Source organism: Porphyromonas cangingivalis, from assembly GCF_900638305.1.
Taxonomy (GTDB): domain Bacteria; phylum Bacteroidota; class Bacteroidia; order Bacteroidales; family Porphyromonadaceae; genus Porphyromonas_A; species Porphyromonas_A cangingivalis.
On record NZ_LR134506.1, the window covers coordinates 1788274 to 1808533 of the forward strand.

Below are 20260 nucleotides of genomic sequence, written 5' to 3' on the forward strand. Positions count from 1 at the left end.
TGTAGATAGATGAAGTGGAGTGTGTGTGCGCCCTCCGCTACTGTCTGGCCGAGACGATGAGAAAAGTCTCGGGACTTGATTTAGGCCTTAGTCCGCCTTTCGGGGGAGGGCGGTTTCAAGCCGGTTATTCAGATGCTTTTCTTGAGGGAAGCGACGTGGTTCCACGTGCCGCCGTTGAGGACGTTGTCGAAGCCGTTGCGTTGGAGGATGACGTGGGCTTGAGAGCTGCGGCCACCGCTGAGGCAGAAGACGATGATCGACTTTTTGCCTTTGAACTTGTCGAGTTTCTTTTCGATCTGATCGAGGGGGATATTGACAGCTCCGGGGACACTGCCCGAAGCAAATTCACCGGCAGAGCGGACATCGACCAAGAATGCACCGTCCTTGATGGCCTCTATGAGGGTCTGATCATCCGGACGAGAGAAGAGACTTTTGATGAGTTTGAACATAATAATTATGATGTTTTACAGATGTGATGAATGACTTTATTGTTTGGACATCTTGCTCTGGCACACATAGTCCGTCTTGGGGATGCTCGTCTGAGCGATGGCTCCGAAGCCCCCTTCGACGTCCGTAAAGTTGCGGTATCCCCTTGCCTGGAGGATGCTCGCAGCTATCATACTGCGGTAACCGCCGGCACAGTGGAGGTAGAAGTGCTTGTCACGAGGGAGATCCTGTATCCAGTCGTTGATATAAGCGAGGGGACGGCTGTAAGCCTCTTCGACGTGTTCTGCCGCATACTCGCTCTCCTTGCGGACGTCCACGATGATGCTGTCTGTGAGAGGGAAGCGTCCTGCAAGCTCTTCTGCCGAGATGCGCTCGACATGATCGACCTCCTTGCCCGAAGCCTGCCAAGTTTCGAAACCTCCATCGAGGTAGCCGAGGACATTGTCAAATCCCACACGGCTGAGCCTTGTGATGACCTCTTCTTCACGACCCGGTTCGGTCACGAGGACGAGGGGCTGCTTGACATCCACTATCATCGCTCCTGCCCAAGGTGCGAAGTCGCCGTCGATGCCGATGTTGATCGAGCGAGGGATGAAGCCTTGTGCAAAGACTTGAGGAGCTCTCGTGTCGAGTACAAGGGCATCGGAGGCTTCGACTATGTGTTCGAGCTCATCCGCAGAGAGTGCCGACTGACCACGCTCCAAGACGTGTTCGAAGCTGTCGTAGCCTTGCTTGTTCATCGCCACATTGCCACCGAAGTAAGCCGGAGGAGGGAGGAGTCCGTCGATCACGGATGCGATGAAGGCTTCTTTGCTCGGTTGTTTGAGGGCATAGTTGACACGCTTTTGGTTGCCGAGGGTATCCACGGTCTCCTGCATCATGTTTTTGCCACAAGCCGAACCCGCACCGTGACCCGGATAGACGACGATGTCATCCGAGAGTGGGAGTATCTTTTCGTAGAGACTGTCGTAGAGTAGACCTGCAAGCTCTTCTTGTGTGAGGTTTGCGGCCTTCTGTGCCAAGTCGGGGCGACCCACATCACCCAAGAATAGGGTGTCGCCACTGAAGAGTGCCGTCTCACGACCATCTTCGTCGATGAGAAGGAAGCAGGAGCTCTCCATCGTGTGTCCCGGAGTGTGGATGACCTTGATCTTCGCCTTGCCAAGCTCCAGTATCTGACCATCTTCGACCACGATGGCATCGAACCCCGGCTTGGCCGTAGGCCCGTAGACGATGGGTGCGCCGGTGGCACGGCTCAGGTCGAGGTGACCGCTCACGAAGTCGGCGTGGAAGTGGGTCTCCAAGATGTATTTGAGTCGGACACCGTCACGCTTGAGGCGTTCGACGTATGGTGTGATCTCGCGAAGAGGATCGATGATGGCAGCTTCGCCCATGGAGGTGATGTAGTATGCACCTTGGGCAAGACAGCCCGTATAGATTTGTTCTACTTTCATAATATAGCCGGATTTTGTTGTTGTGTTACGATGCAAAGATGAAGCATTTTTATCCCCCGTACAGCTACTTTAGTCACATAAGGATGTTTTCAGGCAAACAAAGTCTCTTTCAGGATGATATATATACCCATGACGAAGACGAACCACCCGAAGGCAGGCTTCAGCCTTGCTCCGTCAATACGGTGAGAGAGCTTCATGCCGAAGAAGATGCCGAGAGTGGCAAATGCCGTCACGGAGAGTAGAAATCCCCAGTCCAGACTCGTCAATCCCTCCTCCCCCAAGAAGCCCAGCAGGGACTTCGCAGAGATGATGACAAGGGAGGTGCCGATGGCTTGTTTCATCGGTAGTCGCCCGAGGACGACGAGGGCAGGGATGATGAGGAAGCCCCCACCTGCACCGACAAGGCCCGTGAGCGATCCCACCACGAGACCCTCTATGAGGATCAAGGCGTAGGGATACTTGCGGTGCGTTGGGGCTGATTGTGGGGGCTTGTGGCTTTGGGTGCTCGGGCGGATCATGCTGACGGAAGCCACGAGCATGAGTATCGCAAAGAGGAGCATGAGCAACATGCTCTTATCGATGACGAAGTCTCCCAGCCTCAACACCTCTTGGGGTATGGCAGGGACGAGGTAAGCCCTTGTGAGGAAGACAGCGACGATCGACGGCAGTCCGAATATGACCGCCGTGCGCACATCCACAAGCGAGTGACGGGAGTAAGAGATGCTCCCGATGATGCCCGTGACACCTACGATGAAGAGGGAGTACGCTGTGCCCAAGACAGGGTCGATGCCGAAGAGATAGACCAGTACGGGGACGGTGAGGATACTACCTCCGCCTCCGACGAGTCCGAGCGAAAGACCTATTAGGATAGAAGCTAAATAACCTGCGATGTACATGATGGGATCGGTTGGTGGACGACACAAAGATCGTCATAAGCCGAGCCCCGTACAGCTACTTTTGTCACATAAGGGTGATTTTGTTGCGCCCCAGACGGACAGCTCCCGACTCTTCGAGTTGTTTGAGCAGTCTTGACACCACGGCTCGGGCTGTCCCCAGCTCGGTCGCCAACTGTTCGTGTGTGATCTGTATGGTATTGCCCTCGATGAGTTCGGCTTTCTTGTGGATAAGGTCCAGCAGACGCTCATCCATCTTCTTGAAAGCTATGGCATTGACTGTCTCAAGGAGCTCCTCGAACCTCTTGTGGTACGTGCGGAAGATGTAGTTGAGCCACTCGGGGTGCTCTTTCATGAAGAGGGAGACCTTGTTGATGGGCAAGAAGAGGATCTCTGCATCATCCTCTATTTCGACCTTCACCTTGCTCGTCTCGTTGTGCAAGCCCCCGAGGAAAGACATGATACAGCTCTCACCTGCCTTGATGTAATAGAGCAGGATCTCACGCCCATCGTCCTCGGTGCGTATGACCTTCATCACCCCTTTGATGACGATGGGGATGGAGCGGATGTGAGAGTGCTCGTTGAGGATCACGCTACCTGCCTTATATACCTTGAGGATGCCGTGGGTGTAGAGCTTTTCGACGAGTTCGGGCGAACTGCGAAATTCGGTTATGTCTTCTAACTGCTTCATGGTGGCAAACATAATAAAAAAACGTGACTTCGCCCTAAAGCTGGCTTCGAAAAGTATTCTAATCCTTTAATAGTCTTTTACTTGTCGTGTGTGTGGTGTCGGTATCTGTGCCGGGCTTCCGATCCGAGCCAAAAAAGTCCCGGGATTTGATTTCGAAAGTCGTAAGATTCGATGACGAAGGTCGTAAGACTTGATCGTGAGGATCCAAGGACTTTATTTATCCCTTTGTTTTCAGTTGGATGTATACCTTCAAAAGTGGGTGTCGGGGGAACTGCTGCTTTGGCTTTGGGGAGGAGCAGACAAAAAGAAAGAGGCTGAGGATCAATATGTCCTCAGCCTCTACTCAAGTACCCAGACCCGGGATCGAACCGGGATGGATTGCTCCACTGGTGTTTGAGACCAGCGCGTCTACCGATTCCGCCATCTGGGCGCACCAATTCTTTGTTGCTGGTGCAAAGGTAAACAAATTTGAGAAATCTGACAATACGTGACGAAAAAGTGATGATTATTCTTGTTATTCTGTCTTTTCGGGGGCTTCTCATTGTTCCCTTCACCGTAATTCACTCCTTATTGCCGGTCTGCGGAAGTTGCCTTCATCGCTTTCAGAAAGATGCTCTTGTTGCCGTTCTCGTCAAGGAGCACGAAGCCTTCGCCATCACGAGCGACCTGCACAGATGACTGGAGGGCATCCAAGATTTGGCGTTCGAAGTCGAGGTGAGGACAAGCCATCATGGTCGTGGCGATAGGCGCGAAGCTGAACTTATCTGCTTCCTTCTCGTCCTTTTCGAAGCTGGCATTGAAGAGGTTGCAACTTGCCTTGCCACTGATGGTCTGAAGGGTGAGGTCAAAGCTGATGTACGACTCGTCCAACAACGTGTCCGGAGTCATGACATCATTCACCTTGACGATCTGCCATGAGCCTTCGAGCTCTGCGACTGTGGTCTTTTGTTCTTTGGGCTGGCAGGCTGTGAGGATGAATGCTGCCGCCACGAGGATAGAGCTTACAATTTGTTTCATAGTTGATAATGTATTTGTTAGTGAGTTAAAATCTGAATCCTATGGTCGTCATCCCTATGGATGTCAATGCCGACATCAAAAGGATATCCTTCGGGGTCGGTAATTCGACCCGACCTTTCCTTATCGTGAGCGGATAGCCCACCGTGAGTGTGGGGCGGATGAAGAGCGACTTGCGACTGAACTCCAAGCTCCCTGCGACATAGGGTGAGATCCCCGTATCGTTTGTCAAGGGGAAATAGGGCAGGACTTCCACACCTGCTTGTACCATGCTCCTTTTCGTCCACACCTCCGGCTGTAGGGCGATCTCGGTAGGGTAGTATTTGTAGCTGATGGATACCAATGAGTAGATGATCGGCAGGTAGTTGCAGGTCTTCGCTGTCACACTGATGATGTGTCGTGGGGTGAGTACTCGGTCGTAGGTCAGACCGAAGAAAACCGGTGATGCGGTGTAGTCGAAGAGGTTTTTGGAGGCAGGAGAAGCCCCTCTGTCGGACATGTCGACCTCTTGGGCATGGAGGTGTAGTGTGCTCACGGAGAGCAGGATGAGTAGCAGGAGGTATTTCATTGTGAGAGAGACATCAGGTTTTGAGCGGAAGACTAAAATTTGAAGCCTATGGTGCTGAAGAATATCGAGTTCAACAGTGTCGATTCCTTGAAGTCGTCCCCAAAGGACTGCTTGTCGGTCTCTCTGTGGATCACGAAAGGGCTGCTGATCACGACCGAAGGGCGCAAGAAGAGTTTCTTGTAATTGACCTCCAGCCCTGCTCCTATAAACGGATGCAACGCCACAACACCCTCAAATGGAGCATAAGAGAGGACTACGCCTGATCGAACGAGTGGATTGAGACCTATCCCTTTTGGCCGGCTGTAGACATAGTCGAGAGGATAAAACCTCACGTCCCCCGCTACCATATTGTAGATGATCGGCACCGGGAAGAAGGTCTTCATATCCAGTCCTATGAGCACCTTAGGAGATACCTTTTTGTGAAGGCTCACCCCGATGAATACAGGCGCCAGCGAAAATTCGGCGAAGACCTTGGGCTCTCTTTCCGGTACATGTGTGACCTCTTGGGCCGACAGCCGTGACGATGCGAAGAGCAGCAGGGTCACGAGGGTAACGTAGCGTTTCATGATCGGTCAGGTTTTGGGGAGCAAGCCCCGAGAGAGCGAAATCCTTGCCCCGGCTTTCGGCCTCTCTCGGATCTGCTGCCATGGTTATTTGTTGTCGATCAGGTACTCCGCTATCTGTACGGCATTGAGTGCCGCACCCTTGCGGATCTGATCGCTCACGCTCCAAAATGTCAACCCGTTGGGGTTCGTCAGGTCTTGTCGTACCCGACCCACATACACGGGATCTTTGCCCGAGAGATAGCGAGGCATGGGGTACTCCTTCTCCGCAGGTTTGTCGATGAGGACGACACCCGGAGCTTCCATAAATGCCTTGTGCGCCTCCTCCTTCGTCATCGGGCGAGCCATCTCCACCCATATCGCCTCCGAATGGGCGCGGAGGACCGGGACACGCACGCAGGTCGCACTCACAGCGATGTCTTTGTCGAGGATCTTGCGGGTCTCATGGTACATCTTCATCTCCTCTTTGGTGTAGTCGTTGTCCGTAAAGACATCGATCTGTGGGATGAGGTTGTACACGAGGGGGTAAGCAAACTTCTCGACCGTGAGCTCTTCGCCACGAGCCGTCTGTGCCACTTGTTCTTCAAGTTCGGCCATGCCCGAAGCTCCTGCACCGCTGGCCGACTGATAGGTCGCCACGTGGACACGGCTGATGGGGTTCACACGATGGAGGGCATTGAGTGCCACGACCATCTGGATGGTGGTACAGTTGGGATTGGCGATGATGCCACGAGGGCGTACTTTCGCCGCTTCGGCGTTGACTTCGGGCACGACAAGTGGCACATCGGGGTCCATGCGGAAGGTGCTCGAATTGTCGATCATCACCGCTCCATGCTTGGTGATCGTCTCCGCAAACTCCTTCGAGGTGCCACCGCCGGCAGAGACGAAGGCGATGTCTATCCCCTTGAAGGCATCTCCATGCTCAAGGAGCTCGACCACGATCTCCTCACCACGCACACGGTACTTCGAGCCCGCACTACGAGCCGATCCAAAGAGTCTGAGGGAGGAGTAGGGGAAGTTGCGTTCTTCGATGAGCCTGATGAGCTCTTGACCCACGGCACCACTTGCGCCGACGATAGCTATATTCATATTCGAGAATTGTTATCTTGTTCGTTAATCCGTTAATATCATTCCATAATCCATTGTATAGGAGCAAGTCCGTGGGCAAAGAGGAAGTAGTTTGCCTTACTGAACGGTTTGCTCCCGAAAAATCCCCTGTGCACCGACATCGGCGAAGGGTGTGCCGACGAGAGCACCAAGTGCTTTGTCTCGTCGATGAGTCCACGCTTGCTGCCTGCAAACGCACCCCATAGGATAAATACGACATGCTCCTTTTCCTTGCTTATGGCGCGTATCACATTGTCCGTGAAGATATGCCAGCCTATCGTGCTGTGCGACATCGGACGATGCTCCTCGACGGTGAGCGAAGCATTGAGGAGGAGGACTCCCTGCCGAGCCCAGTGTGTGAGGTTGCCCGAAGTGGGGCTGTACGCCACACCCATGTCGTCCGACAACTCCTTGTAGATGTTGCGAAGGGATGGGGGGATCGCCACACCGTCCTGCACGGAGAAGCTCAGACCGTGCGCCTGTCCCGGGCCGTGATAAGGGTCTTGACCGAGGATGACGACCTTGACCTTGTCGAATGGGCAGAGATCAAAGGCCGCAAAGATGTCTTTTCCCTTCGGATAGATACGTCCTGTGGTATAAGCTTGTCGTACACGCTCGATGAGGATGCCGAAGTACTCCTTCTCAAACTCCGGGGCAAGGACCCTCTGCCATGACTCTTCTATCCGTACCATCTCTCACTGTCTTCGAAATCAATATCTGTTGTACTTGTCATTGTTACCCGATCATTTTGTACAAAGATAACTTTTTTGGATATAAGTACACCGCCTTGGGCGACCAACATTTGTCCTCCGTATTGTTTCGATGGACACCGGATGAGATCTCTGTGTGAGATATATCTGATCACAGAAGAGTTTTTTCAAAATCCGAATCAGTCACTCCGAACGTCATGGATGATCCTCATTCGACTTCTGTTTTGTGAGACAAAGGGGGAGGGAGGGGTGGTTAGGATGTGGGTTTGTGGCTGTTGGCTCTTGTCAATTGGTGATAAATTAGATACCTTTGCTATGATGGTAGCTTCGGTGTTGCCGAAGTTGTTGTAGACATCCAATTTATCCAATATTTATATCGTATAGACTTATGAAGTTTTTTATCGACACTGCAAATCTTGATCACATCAAGACAGCTCAGGATCTCGGTATCCTCGACGGCGTCACCACCAATCCCTCTCTCATGGCCAAGGAAGGTATCACCGGCAACGATGCTGTCAAAGCACACTATAAGGCTATCTGCGACATCGTCGATGGTGATGTGAGTGCCGAAGTGATCTCGACCACCTATGACGAGATGATCGCCGAAGCTCACGTACTCGCTGCCCTCGATCCCAAGATCGTGGTCAAGGTGCCCATCACCGTGGATGGTCTCAAGGTGATCAAGACATTGGCTTCGGAAGGTATCCGTACCAACTGTACGCTCATCTTCTCTCCCGGTCAGGCTCTCCTTGCAGCAAAGGCCGGTGCTACATACGTGTCTCCATTCCTCGGACGTCTCGATGACATCTGTCAGGATGGTCTCAACCTCATCGAAGAGATCCGTGAGATCTTCGACAACTACGACTTCACCACTGAGATATTGGCTGCATCGATACGTTCGCCACTCCACATCACTTACTGTGCGAAGTTGGGTGCGGATGTCGTGACTTCGCCTCTTGACTCTATCTTGAGACTGCTCAAGCACCCTCTCACCGACAACGGCTTGGCACAGTTCATCAAGGACTCTGCTAATCTGAAGTAATCTCCTCGGCAAGGACTCACTTGCCAAGACCCAAAAATAACACCCCCACATCGAGAGCGACATCTGCTCTCGATGTGGGGCGTTTGGTTCATAGATGCATAGTGGCAGGCATTCTGGCACGAGGCTATTTTGGCGGACGACAAAATTTCGACAAGAGGCTGAAAGGAGGTATCTGTTACCTATAGGTCGAGGTGATGTCTTTGTGGCGATGTAGTTTTGTCGTAAACTCGACTGTGGATGAAAATCTTTTCGTTTATTTGGAGTATCTTTATTGATATCTACAATACGGACATGAGAAAGATAAAAGATATTGCTATAGCCGAGTCTGGAGACAGCGACTTCAAGGAACGGCTTGAGACAAAGAATGCTAAAAGTTGGCTGAAAAGTGTAAGTGCGTTTGCCAATGGTATTGGAGGGACTCTCTATTTTGGCGTAGAAGATGGTACACGTAAAGTGATCGGCATAGAAAATATCCAAACGGTCATTAGCAAAATTACAGAGCTGATAGTCGCTCGTATCACACCTCGTCCCACCTTTGAATGCATCCCTTTGGAGAGAGAGGGTAAAGATGTTTTGGTTGTCAGTGTAGACTCCGGGAAGCAAACACCTTTTTACTATGTTCACGAACACCACCATACAGCATATATCCGTATGGGAGATGAGTCTGTCCCCGCGACCGACTATCAGCTGAATGAACTTATCCTCAAGGGACGGAACGAGACATACGACAGTCAAATAACAGATAAATTGCGAACGGATTATAGTTTCACATTACTGGAAGCAACTTACTTACACACTCTGAATCAACATATGACAGAGAGTGATTATGTCTCTTTTGGTTTGGCGACCGAAGATGCTCATTTGACCAATGCAGGATTGCTTTTTGCGGATCAATGTCCGTTGTCGGATAGTAGAGTGTTTTGTACCCGTTGGAACGGATTACAAAAAGGATCGGTGCACGATGATGCCGCTGACGATGCCGAATACAGTGGTAATCTGATATCCTTGCTAAAAAACACCACTGAGTTTATCCGGAGAAATACTCGGAAAGGATGGATCAAAACACCTGATAGCAGAATCGAAAAACCTGATTATGCTGAACGTGCTTATTTTGAGGGAGTTGTCAATGCCTTGATACACAGGTTATATGACTTTAGAGGGACAGAGGTTCATGTGGATATGTTTGATGACCGTCTCGTTATTTCTTCTCCCGGAGGGGTCTATGGTGGTGGCGAACTCGAACCAATGAGGGATGGATCCTATATCTCAAAGAGACGTAATCCGATATTGGCCGATGTCTTCAGCCGATTGAGATTTATGGAACGAAGAGGTAGTGGAATGAAGAAAATATTTGATGCCACAAAGGATCTTTATGGTTATACGAAAGAAAAGACTCCTTTTTTTGAAGTGTTTGGAAAGAGTGATTTTGTCTTGACCATCCCGAACGTCAATTATATCCATGATACCATACATGACAACATACATGACAACATACATGACAACATACATGATACCATGCATGATACCATACATGATACCATACATGACAACATACATGACAACATACATGAAAAAGTCTCGATGTTATTGTCCTTTTGCGAAGTTTCTCGAAGTCGAGAAGAGATGATGGAGTTTTTGGAGTTAAGGAACCGAGATCATTTTTTGAAGAAATACCTTCGCCCGCTATTAGATCAGGGCAAAATTGAAATGACTATCCCCGAAAAACCTCGGAGCAAACACCAAAGATATAGAACCACGTCTTAAAGTGAAGACGTCTCTGTAAATGGTGTAATACGTGGCTGAAATAGGCGTTAGGGCTGTGTCTTTGTTCGGCGATTGGTTGAAGTGAAATCCCTCCTTTTCTTTAACGAGCGATTTCGATTATTTTGTGTATCTTAGCCTTGATATATGTTTAACTATATCTTGCTTTTAAGATGGATTGGATACAGTTTTCCCTCAAAGACTTCATAGACGTACTCCTCGTGACTCTCTTCTTGTACTACACGTACAAGGCACTGAAGACATCGGGGAGTCGTACGCTCTTTACGGGGATCATCTCGTTCATCATCCTTTGGGTGGTGATATACAGGCTCTTTGATATGCGCTTGATGGGGGCTATCCTCGATAAGTTCATGGGAGTGGGCTTCTTCTTGCTTGTCATTCTTTTTCAGGATGATATCAAGAGATTTCTTAATGCGCTGGGGTCGAGGGGGAGATGGAAGTTTTTGGGTCGCCTTTTCGGTAAGGAGAATGGCGAGGAAAAGCTGGATGCAAGCTACATCGCTTCGCTCACCTTGGCGTGTGTCAACATGGCCAAGAAGAAGAGTGGTGCCCTCATCGTCATAGAGGGGGACATCGACCTTGAGGCTTATGAGCATACCGGTGAGATCATCAATGCCGATGTCAATGCGCGCTTGATCGAAAATATCTTCTTCAAAAACAGTCCGCTCCATGATGGTGCGCTCATCATCAGCAACTATCGCATGGCTTCGGCGGGGTGTATCCTCCCCGTAGCTCAGAATGTGATGATGCCCAAGGAAATGGGGCTTCGCCACCGTGCGGCTCTCGGGATGGCTCGACTGACGGATGCTAAGGTCATCATCATTTCGGAGGAGAGGGGCAAGATGTCGGTGGCGTACAAGGGTGAAATCTTGGCAGATGTCAACGCGGATGAGCTCCAAAAGTTTTTGTCCGCCACGACCACCGATCTGAGCACAGTAAGAGAGACGACTTAGGATAGACATTTTGTCAGATGCAAAAAGAAGAAAGAGATATCATCGATAATAATAACGAACCGACCGAAACGGTGACAGAGACCCCTGCTCCGAAGCCCAGGAAGCGGCGGAGGGTGCTGAAGTGGGTGATAGGGGTGTTGGTCTTCATACTCCTGCTCCCGGTCATCGTGGTGGGGTTGTTGTATGTCCCACCTTTGCAGAACTGGGCTATAGGTCTTGTCTCCAAGCAGGTGTCCAAGGCTACGGGCTGGGATGTCACCGTGGGGCGTTTTCACCTTGGACTGCCTCTGTCGGTGGAGGTTGGCGATGTGCTGGCTCTCTCTGCCGAGGGGGATACGATAGCGTTCGTGTCGAAGTTGGAGGCGGATGTGTCCGTCTTCTCGATAGCGAATGGGATCATCCCGATATCGAAGACTGCATTGGAGGGAGCGAAGGTGGACTTCATGACGACGGATTCCACGTTTGCTGTCCAAGGTCATGTGGGGGAACTGAGGGCCAACAATGCGAGCTTCAACCTCAAAGAGCAAAAACTCGCACTCAGCAGTCTCCGCCTTGCTCATACTGAGGCTTACGTATTTTACGGTGACACGACGAAAAAGGAGCCAAAGCCCAAGACCGAGCCTACGAAGTTGAAGATATACTTGGGCAAGGTGGATATAGAGAAGGTGAGGGGGGCTTTTGCGATGCACCCTGATACCAATATCGTGGACATCAGTCTCCACAAAGCAAAGATAGCAAATGCCGAGATCAACCTTGAAAAGTCGCTCTACAAGGCAGACAACATCCTCATCGATGGACGTGTCTACAAGGCAGGACCGGAGATGGAGATGCTCCCCATGCCTTGGGATTTGGCTCTCGATGTGCATAGGGTGCAGTACGATAGTATCTATACCTTGGCTCAGGTGCAGTCGGCGACCTTCATGACGGCCGATGGGTGGACGGTAGAGTCGCTCAGTGCCGATATCAACAAGGATGAGACATATATGGACATCAAGAACCTTGATGTCCGACTCATGTCGAGTTACCTCACGGGGGATGCCCGCATACCGTTTGCCGGATGGAAGCCCGACAGTGTAGGGGACATGAGTGTTGCCCTCAATGGACTCATATATATGAGGGATCTGGAGAGGTTTGTGCCTATGGATCAGGAGTGGCCGTCACAGCCGATCATGCTCCGTCTCTCAGGGCAGGGACGTATGGATCAGGCCTTGCGTGTACGGGGTGATGTGAGACTGCAGGAGGTGCTTGCCCTCAATGTCGATGGGACGCTCAACGAGATCATGAGAGATCGCAGGACAGCGAAGGTCAGGATCAAGGCTTCGACCGGTGAGGTGATGGAGACCCTTGCCCTCTTCGGTGTGGCGAACCCTTCGTGGCGCATCCCTCAAGATGTGACATTGGATGGCTACGTGGAGTATTCGCCACAGAGGATGTCTACGGACACGAGGATCGTCACTCCCCGAGGGGTGTTGACTGCCGAAGGTTTTTTCAGCCCTCGTAGCAAGGCTTATAGCGCAAATGTTACGATAGCGGATATGGACATGAGGCAGTTCTTACCCCGAGACACGATAGGCTTGGTGCGTGCTCATCTCGTGGCCGAAGGTCGGGGTACGGATGTCTTCTCGCCTTCGACGGTGGCAAATGTCTACTTCATCATCGACTCGCTCGAGTATATGCATACTTCGCTCAAGGACATCAGTCTCGTCTCTCAGCTCCGTGACCAACAGCTCTTCGCGGCTCTCAACAGCCCCAACGAAGCCCTCGGTGTGAGTGCACAGGTCGATGCGACTCTCATGAAGAAAAATCTCGTGGCGAGTGTCAACCTCCTCATAGATACGATCGTCCCATCCAAGCTCGGCATACAGACCGGAGTGCTGGATGCTGCTTCGCTCGAACTGAGAAGTTCGCTCCGAAGCGATATGGATGAGTATTACAGCTTCGTGGGCGAGATAGAGAATGCCCATCTCTCGACAGACATGGGGCTCATCCGTCCTACAAACATATACATGAATGCCCACTCTTCGAAGGACTCTCTCGGTGCCGGGGTGAAGTCCGGGGATCTCGTCCTCGACTTCTCATCACGCAACGGTCTCAAGGACTTCCTCTCTCGGATAGAGAAGCTGTCGAAGGAGATACAGACCTTCACTGCGGATACTATGGGGATCACTGATATATCCCCATGGATCAAGCTCTATCCGGATATGCGTCTTTCGTTGGCGATGGGCCGGTCGAACCCTCTGAGGACCTATCTCGACAAGCATTATATCGGATGGCAGAAGTTTGCCTTGTCCGTGGGGACATCGACAGATAAGGGGCTTTCGGGCGAGCTGTACGTGGACAACTTCCAGAAGGAAGGCTTCCGTGTGGATCAGATGGACGCCGTGATACGCCAGGACTCTTCGTTCTTCTACACCGTGGCTTCGGTGCACAAGGAGAAGTTCAAGGACCAACAGCCGTTCAATGCCATGGTCTCCCTCACGACAAATGTCCATCGTACCGAGGTCTTCACCAGAGTGGAGGATCGCAATGAGGAGAGCTTCCTCCAGCTTGGTCTCGATATGACGAAGATGCCGAACAACGACTTGAAGTTCAGTTTCACTCCCGGAGCACAGATACTTGCATACAATAGTTTTGATGTCAAGGGTGCTAACTATATCGTCCTGCCGGCACACGACAGAATGCGTATCAAAGCCGACATCGATCTCGTCGCTCCGGATGAGTCGGGGATCTCCGTAAGATCTCTCGGTGAGAGTCCCGAACCATCAGATACACTCAACCTCAGCATCAGGAACTTCAGCCTTGAGAAGATCAAAAACCTCTCTTTCGTACCCGACATGGACGGTATGATCAATCTCAATGCAAACTGGATCAAGACCGATGGCATCAATGACTATACGGCTTTCTTGCGTCTCAATAACTTCAAGTTTGACAAGAAGGATGTGGGATCGATCATTGTGGCCGGTCATACGAGACCCAAGGAGATGGGAACCTTTGCGGTCGCTCAGTTGGCCCTCGATGGATCGCTTGTGATGGATGCGCAGGCCTTTGCTCCGAAGAGGGAGGGTGCCAAGGCTCGATGGAGTGCGAAGATCAGCGAGCTTCCTCTTGATAAGGCCAACCCCTTCTTGCCCAAAGATATGCTCGAACTCAAGGGGTATCTCAATGCCGACATCCGCAACTACGACACGACCAAGGACATCCAGACGACCAACACAGCTACCATCGATGGGGTGATGCACTTCGACAGTGCTTCGATCTTCATCCCCAAGATCAATGAGTCTTATGGCTTGGACAACAAGAAGATCCATGTCAAGGAAGATGTCCTGAGGCTCGACAACTTTGCCCTCGCTGCCAATACGAATGCAAAGCTCTACACCAACGGTACGGTGCGCCTCAGTGATGACATGAAGATGAACCTTACGCTGAGAGGCAATGATATGCTTTTGCTCGACTCGAAGCGTACCGACAAGACGATGCTCCATGGTATCATCAGTGCAGATGCCAATATCCGACTCAAAGGCCCTGCTCGTGCCCTCGATGTGACGGGTAATGTCTCCATCAACGGTAACACGAACATCACTTATGTGGCGCAGGATAGCCCATTGGAGAACCGCAACAAGTTCTCGGGTCTCATAGAGTTCACCGACTTCAGCGACACACTCTTCGTAGCGAAGAAAGCTGCTGTCGACAGTCTTTCTCTCGGAGGTATGAACGTCAGGCTGGGGGTACACATCGACCCTGCACTCAGGGCAACGGCCATCCTCACCAAGGACGAGGCGAACAAAGCCTACATCCAAGGGGGCGGTGACCTCAACTTCTCGATGCCTCCCTATGGCACGATGAGTCTTAACGGTACGTTTGAGATCCGTGACGGGTATGTCTACTACAACCTCCCACCGATCAGTCGTAAGTTTATCGTGGAGAAAGACAGCCGTATCTCTTGGGCCGGCAATGTCATGAATCCTTACATCGACTTCAAGGCTACTTCTCGCATCAAGTCCGATGTCGCCAACGGTAACGAGGCTTCACGTAAGGTCAACTTCGATGTCAGCATTTTGGCAAAAAACAACGTCGAGGATCTTTCGCTCCTCTTTACGATGGACTCACCCGAAGACCTGACCATGCGCAACAACATCATGGCGATGACCGAAGAGGAGCGTAGCCGTCAGGCGATCATGCTCCTTGCCACAGGTGTATATTTCGGTGGTCAGGGAGTCGCGACAGGGGGCTTCGATGTCAATACCGCGCTCTCTTCGCTCCTTGCATCGCAGTTCACGAGCCTTGTCGGGGAGGCACTTGATGCAGAGATCAATGTCGGTATCGAGGGGGCAAACGCCGAGACCGGTCGAGGCACCAACTATTCGTACAGTATTGCGAAGAAGTTCTACAACGACCGTATCAGCGTCGTTGTCGGCGGACAGGTCGAGACCGGTGGCAACAATGCCGCCCGCACCTCAGGCCAGTCCTTCATCAACAACATGTCGATCGACTATCGTCTCGACAAGGCCGGCACACACTATGTCCGTCTCTTCCATAAGAAGAACTACGAGAACCTCCTCGATGGTGAAGTCATTGAGACGGGTGTGGGTTATGTCCTTCGCAGACGTATGGCAAGGCTGAGGGAACTGTTCAAGTTCAATCTCAAACCACGCCCACAGCTTCCCGAACCTCCGAAGGAGAAGAGCGAGGTGCCAAAAGATGAGAAGGCCGACAAGTAAGTCATCAACCCCTTTGTTTGAGGTTACAGAAGTATGAAGCATAGCAAAAGTTTAGTCATAAGTCTATTATTTATCCTGTCTCTGTTTGTGGTGGGCTGTTCGCCACGTCCTTACATCCCCGAGGGCGAACAGTTTTATCTCGGTGTCAAGGAGATCAAGGTCGAAGGGAAACAAGGTGGACGACACGAGGCGGAAGTGCTTTCGGATGTCTCCGACGTACTCTCTTACAAGCCGAACGGTTACTTCTTCGGTCTCCGTTTGCCGTTCACCTATGGCTTTTACTTCGACAAGAAGTTTCACGACAGTTCGAACTTCTTCGGTCGATGGCTGTACAAGACCTTGGGGACGAAGCCCAAGTTTGTCTCCACTGCCAACCCCGACGGTCGGGCGACCATTGCGACACGCATACTTGAGGAGTACGGCTACTTCCACGCCGATGTCGAGCCTGCCGTTTACCCCAAGAAGGGAGACTCTCTACAAGCCAAGGTGGGCTATAAGGTACGACTTGGGATACCTTATGTGTACGACAGTATAGAGTTCAATGTCGGGATTGTCCCCCTCGACTCTGCCGATCTGTTTTCGCCCAAGGACAGACTCATAGAGCCGGGAGACTACTTTTCTGTGGCCAAGCTCGAAGCCGAACGCGAGCGTATCGCAGAGATGCTCAGGAGCAGGGGCTATTATTTCTTCAAGGCACAGAACATCGTCTACACTGCCGACACCGTCAAGACCCCGGGCAAGGTGCAGCTCCGTATCGGTCTCTCGGACAAGACCCTTCCGCAGGCTTATGAGCCGTGGCACGTCAGGAGTATCACGTACAATCTCCTTGATGGCACCGGTCATCCTCTCACCGACAGTGTGATGTACGAGGGTGTCCTCTTTCGCTATCGGGATACTCCTCCCGTCAAGCTCAGTGTCCTCCGCCCTCGCATCCGTATCGGGCACGGAGACCTCTACAACCTGACGTACCAAAACAGGACGACAGCCCTCATGTCGTACCTCAATACGTTCTCCTATACCGATGTGGCCTATGCCCCCATGGACACACTGAACAATGCCCTCAGCGTGACCCTCTCTTCGATGATCGATAAGCCTTACTTCTCCGAGCTTGAAGCGACTTTCAAAGCCAAGAGTAACAACCAGGTCGGACCCGGTCTGGCCTTCACGGTCAATAAGAAGAACCTCTTCCGAGGAGGAGAGCTCCTCAGTCTTACCACCGGGGGCAACTATGAATGGGAGACCAACCGTCGCTCAGGCGGACGTAGCTGGGACATCAACAGTTACCAGTTCAACCTCACCGCTGCCCTTACCCTTCCGAGGGTCTATCTCCCTTGGATCATGAACACGACCTACTTCTACCCCGCCAGCACACGTATCTCTCTCTCGGGCGAGCTCCTTAATCGTGGCGAGTTTTACCGCCTTGGACAGTTTGCCGGGACACTCTCCTATCAGTTTGAGCCCACGAAGGGTCTTCGACATACCCTCACCCCTGTGCGTATAGCATACAATCACCTCTTGCGCAGGACAGAGAGGTTTGACAGTGTCGTCTCGGACAACCCTATCCTCAGGCTCGCCTTTCAGAACCAGTTCATCGCCGGGGCAGGGTATATGCTTGGCTATGAGACCTCTGATCCCGAGAGCCCGCACCGATTCGGTATCGAGGCGAATATATCCGAGGCCGGTAACCTGCTGGGGCTACTTTATCGCAACAAAGATCAGAGCAAGAGGCCGTTCCGTTTCCTCGGTGCACCTTATGCGCAGTTCATCAAAGGGACACTCGAACTCCGCTACAACTACCGCTTCGGCCCACGAGCACAGATAGCTACACGACTCTTTGGAGGAGCGGTGTATAGTTATGGCAATGCCGATGTAGCACCTTATACCGAACAGTTCTATGCCGGTGGGGCAAACAGTATCAGAGGCTTCAATGTCCGATCCATTGGTCCCGGATCGTACCGCCCACGCGAAAATGACCAGTATGCCCTCTTGGATCGTACGGGAGACCTCCGATTCGAAGCCAATGTCGAGTACCGTCACAAGATTATGGGCGGACTTGAGTTGGCGACCTTCGTTGACGCCGGCAACATCTGGCTTCTTCGCTCGGACACCCATCGTCCCGGAGGGGCATTCAGTGTCAAAGACCTCTCCAAGGATATTGCCCTCGGTACGGGGCTCGGTATCCGTTACGACCTCACCTATCTCGTCCTTCGTCTCGATGCCGGGGTAGCGCTTCATGCACCGTACAAGGATAGGAGCAAGTACTTCAATACGTTCGATACGAACGACTGGTACACCTTCCACTTCGCAATCGGTTATCCCTTCTAAAGCCATGGCAGAGCACACAGGTACACTCAAGCAAAAGTTATCCCAACGCCTCTCCACACGGCAGGTGCAGCTCATGCAGATGCTCACCCTCCCCGTCACGGAGCTGGAGCAGCGTATCAAGGAAGAGCTCGAGGACAATCCAGCTCTCGAAGAGGGTACAGATCTTCAAGATGCCGAAATCCCCGACAATGGTCTCGATGACGGAAGTGCCCTCACCGAAGCGGAGATGATCCTTGGCGACTATGCCGACATCGACGACGTCCCGGACTACAAGCTCAGGCAGATAGAACGCTCGTCCGGGGTCTCTCCCTCTGACATCCCCTTTGCGGACGAAGAGTCCTTACAGGAGAATCTCCGTGCACAGCTCCTCCTCACCTCCCTTTCTGAGGACGAGCGCAGAGTGGCTGAGTTCATTATCGGCAGTCTTGACGATGACGGTATCCTCCGTCGTGATCCCGAGAGCCTTATGGATGATCTTGCGATCTATCATTCCATATACATTAACGAGGACGAACTGGCACACATCGAGTCTGTCCTACGCACCCTCGATCCTCCCGGTGTCGCTTCGCGCAGTGTGCAGGGATGTCTATTGGCACAGCTTGACAGACGGCAAGACCCATCGCCTGCCACTCGACTTGCACGAGAGATCATCGCCGATCACTTCGACCTCTTTGCCTCCAAGGCCTACGACAAGCTCCGCACCCTCCTCGATGTCGACGACGAAGAGCTACGGCAGGCCATCAAGATCATCACACGACTCAATCCCTCTCCGGGACTCGACTATACCGGCCGTCTTCAGGATAATCTCAGCATCATCATCCCCGACTTCGTCGTCACCGAGCAAGAGGGGACTCTCGTCGTCTCTCTCAATCACTCCGACATCCCCGATGTCCGAGTCAGCCGAGAGTTCACCGATCGGATGAAGGACTACACCGGAGACCTCCGCAAGGTCGACAGAGGCAGTCGTGAGGCCGCCAAGTTTGTCAAGCAGAAGATCGACGATGCTCGGTGGTTTGTGGACATGATACACCAGCGCAATACGACCCTCCTCTCCACCATGACCGCCATCGTCGACAAGCAGAGGGAATACTTCCTCACCGGAGATCTTGCCCTCCTGCGTCCCATGATCCTCAAGGACATCGCTGACCTCATCGGGGCGGATATATCCACGGTCTCACGTGTGACTTCGACAAAGTATGTGCAGACAGACTTCGGTGTCTTTCCGCTCAAGTACTTCTTCTCCGAGTCCGCTACCACCGATGACGGCGAAGAGGTATCCACACACCGAGTGCGCGAACTCATTGCCGAACTCATCGCCAACGAGGACAAGACCCATCCCATCAACGACGATCAGCTCACCGAACGCCTCAAGGAAGAAGGTTTCATAGTCGCTCGCCGTACCGTCGCCAAGTACCGTGATCGTCTCGGTATCCCCGTCGCAAGACTCCGCAAAGAGATCTGACTTCTCCCCAAAAGGCTCAGACAGCCTTCTTTATCATCTCTTACTTTTGTCGCTCTTCTGTCAAGGGGGAGGACTTATGTGCGTAGAAATAGGAGCAAAGAGTCTTTCAAGCACCTCGAAACAAGAGCTCACTTAGGGGGGGATTTATATTTTTACATCAAGGGCGTAACAGTCTCCTGAAGAGTTCGGTTTTATAGTTTTCAGCTGTCTTTAAAGTTAAATGATTATAATATATAATTTTAGTAATGCTTGAATAAGCATCTGAAAAAGAGGATTATAAGTGCAGTGTTTGGCGTTGAACGATCTAAATATCACTTTTTGATGGAAGGTTTTGTTGTTTTAACTGATTGTTATTTAGTCGTTTGTGGATCTTTTGGGGCTGATTGGTGTTAAATAAGGAGGATTCGAAAAAAAGAACTAAGAGAAGTGAATAGACATAGGAGAACCTTATTGAGTATAAATGTAAAAAGATTTGTGACTCTTGTTCCGTGCGACTATCTTTGTTTTAATTTTAGAAAAGTGCGCACCTGT

At 51.7% G+C, this 20260-nt stretch carries 15 protein-coding genes and 1 tRNA gene; 6 read left to right on the forward strand and 10 right to left on the reverse strand.

Annotated elements, in window-relative coordinates:
• Positions 1-128: 128 nt before the first annotated feature.
• From EL262_RS07360 to EL262_RS07405, 10 genes are all read right to left on the reverse strand, one after another.
• Positions 129-449, reverse strand: a complete 321-nt coding sequence (locus EL262_RS07360) for a rhodanese-like domain-containing protein (RefSeq protein WP_025839517.1) — start codon at positions 447-449, stop codon at positions 129-131.
• Between the two features lie 36 nt (positions 450-485).
• Positions 486-1901, reverse strand: coding sequence for an MBL fold metallo-hydrolase (locus tag EL262_RS07365; RefSeq protein ID WP_025839518.1), 1416 nt, complete (start codon positions 1899-1901; stop codon positions 486-488).
• Positions 1902-1990: 89 nt separating this feature from the next.
• A complete protein-coding gene (locus EL262_RS07370; protein ID WP_244919652.1) occupies positions 1991-2824 on the reverse strand; it encodes a sulfite exporter TauE/SafE family protein in 834 nt (277 codons plus the stop codon).
• Between the two features lie 37 nt (positions 2825-2861).
• Complete coding sequence (locus EL262_RS07375) at positions 2862-3485, reverse strand: Crp/Fnr family transcriptional regulator (protein WP_036847609.1); 624 nt, start codon at positions 3483-3485, stop codon at positions 2862-2864.
• Between the two features lie 348 nt (positions 3486-3833).
• Positions 3834-3915 (reverse strand) — tRNA-Leu (locus EL262_RS07380).
• A 137-nt stretch (positions 3916-4052) separates the two neighbouring features.
• Positions 4053-4502 carry an META domain-containing protein gene (locus EL262_RS07385; protein WP_025839520.1) on the reverse strand — a complete coding sequence of 150 codons (450 nt, stop codon included), beginning with the start codon at positions 4500-4502 and terminating at the stop codon, positions 4053-4055.
• A gap of 25 nt (positions 4503-4527) precedes the next feature.
• Positions 4528-5067, reverse strand: a complete 540-nt coding sequence (locus EL262_RS07390; RefSeq protein WP_025839522.1) for a hypothetical protein — start codon at positions 5065-5067, stop codon at positions 4528-4530.
• Between the two features lie 32 nt (positions 5068-5099).
• A complete protein-coding gene (locus EL262_RS07395) occupies positions 5100-5633 on the reverse strand; it encodes a hypothetical protein (protein WP_078735838.1) in 534 nt (177 codons plus the stop codon).
• 84 nt (positions 5634-5717) lie between these two features.
• Positions 5718-6719 carry an aspartate-semialdehyde dehydrogenase gene (locus EL262_RS07400; RefSeq protein WP_025839528.1) on the reverse strand — a complete coding sequence of 334 codons (1002 nt, stop codon included), beginning with the start codon at positions 6717-6719 and terminating at the stop codon, positions 5718-5720.
• 38 nt (positions 6720-6757) lie between these two features.
• Positions 6758-7429, reverse strand: a complete 672-nt coding sequence (locus EL262_RS07405; protein WP_036847455.1) for a uracil-DNA glycosylase — start codon at positions 7427-7429, stop codon at positions 6758-6760.
• A 406-nt stretch (positions 7430-7835) separates the two neighbouring features.
• Here EL262_RS07405 and fsa point away from each other — a divergent pair, with 406 nt between their 5' ends.
• The 6 genes from fsa to rpoN all read left to right on the forward strand — a co-directional run bounded on the left by fsa (position 7836) and on the right by rpoN (position 19729).
• Entirely contained in the window at positions 7836-8489 is a 654-nt protein-coding gene (fsa, locus tag EL262_RS07410; protein WP_025839530.1) for a fructose-6-phosphate aldolase, read from the forward strand.
• A 291-nt stretch (positions 8490-8780) separates the two neighbouring features.
• Positions 8781-10253, forward strand: a complete 1473-nt coding sequence (locus EL262_RS07415) for an RNA-binding domain-containing protein (RefSeq protein WP_078735849.1) — start codon at positions 8781-8783, stop codon at positions 10251-10253.
• A gap of 170 nt (positions 10254-10423) precedes the next feature.
• Positions 10424-11224 (forward strand): diadenylate cyclase, encoded by an 801-nt coding sequence (locus EL262_RS07420; RefSeq protein ID WP_025838825.1) that lies wholly within the window; start codon positions 10424-10426, stop codon positions 11222-11224.
• Between the two features lie 17 nt (positions 11225-11241).
• Positions 11242-15942, forward strand: a complete 4701-nt coding sequence (locus tag EL262_RS07425; protein ID WP_078735839.1) for a translocation/assembly module TamB domain-containing protein — start codon at positions 11242-11244, stop codon at positions 15940-15942.
• A gap of 33 nt (positions 15943-15975) precedes the next feature.
• Entirely contained in the window at positions 15976-18267 is a 2292-nt protein-coding gene (tamL, locus tag EL262_RS07430; RefSeq protein ID WP_078735840.1) for a translocation and assembly module lipoprotein TamL, read from the forward strand.
• Between the two features lie 4 nt (positions 18268-18271).
• Positions 18272-19729 carry an RNA polymerase factor sigma-54 gene (rpoN, locus tag EL262_RS07435; RefSeq protein ID WP_025838816.1) on the forward strand — a complete coding sequence of 486 codons (1458 nt, stop codon included), beginning with the start codon at positions 18272-18274 and terminating at the stop codon, positions 19727-19729.
• Positions 19730-20260: the final 531 nt, after the last annotated feature.

Coding starts and splice junctions, on each gene's coding strand:
- EL262_RS07360 (WP_025839517.1), bottom strand. CDS start 449: ATGTTCAAACTCATCAAAAGTCTCTTCTCTCGTCCGGATGATCAGACC.
- EL262_RS07365 (WP_025839518.1), bottom strand. CDS start 1,901: ATGAAAGTAGAACAAATCTATACGGGCTGTCTTGCCCAAGGTGCATAC.
- EL262_RS07375 (WP_036847609.1), bottom strand. CDS start 3,485: ATGAAGCAGTTAGAAGACATAACCGAATTTCGCAGTTCGCCCGAACTC.
- EL262_RS07385 (WP_025839520.1), bottom strand. CDS start 4,502: ATGAAACAAATTGTAAGCTCTATCCTCGTGGCGGCAGCATTCATCCTC.
- EL262_RS07390 (WP_025839522.1), bottom strand. CDS start 5,067: ATGAAATACCTCCTGCTACTCATCCTGCTCTCCGTGAGCACACTACAC.
- EL262_RS07395 (WP_078735838.1), bottom strand. CDS start 5,633: ATGAAACGCTACGTTACCCTCGTGACCCTGCTGCTCTTCGCATCGTCA.
- EL262_RS07400 (WP_025839528.1), bottom strand. CDS start 6,719: ATGAATATAGCTATCGTCGGCGCAAGTGGTGCCGTGGGTCAAGAGCTC.
- EL262_RS07405 (WP_036847455.1), bottom strand. CDS start 7,429: ATGGTACGGATAGAAGAGTCATGGCAGAGGGTCCTTGCCCCGGAGTTT.
- fsa (WP_025839530.1), top strand. CDS start 7,836: ATGAAGTTTTTTATCGACACTGCAAATCTTGATCACATCAAGACAGCT.
- EL262_RS07415 (WP_078735849.1), top strand. CDS start 8,781: ATGAGAAAGATAAAAGATATTGCTATAGCCGAGTCTGGAGACAGCGAC.
- EL262_RS07420 (WP_025838825.1), top strand. CDS start 10,424: ATGGATTGGATACAGTTTTCCCTCAAAGACTTCATAGACGTACTCCTC.
- EL262_RS07425 (WP_078735839.1), top strand. CDS start 11,242: ATGCAAAAAGAAGAAAGAGATATCATCGATAATAATAACGAACCGACC.
- tamL (WP_078735840.1), top strand. CDS start 15,976: ATGAAGCATAGCAAAAGTTTAGTCATAAGTCTATTATTTATCCTGTCT.
- rpoN (WP_025838816.1), top strand. CDS start 18,272: ATGGCAGAGCACACAGGTACACTCAAGCAAAAGTTATCCCAACGCCTC.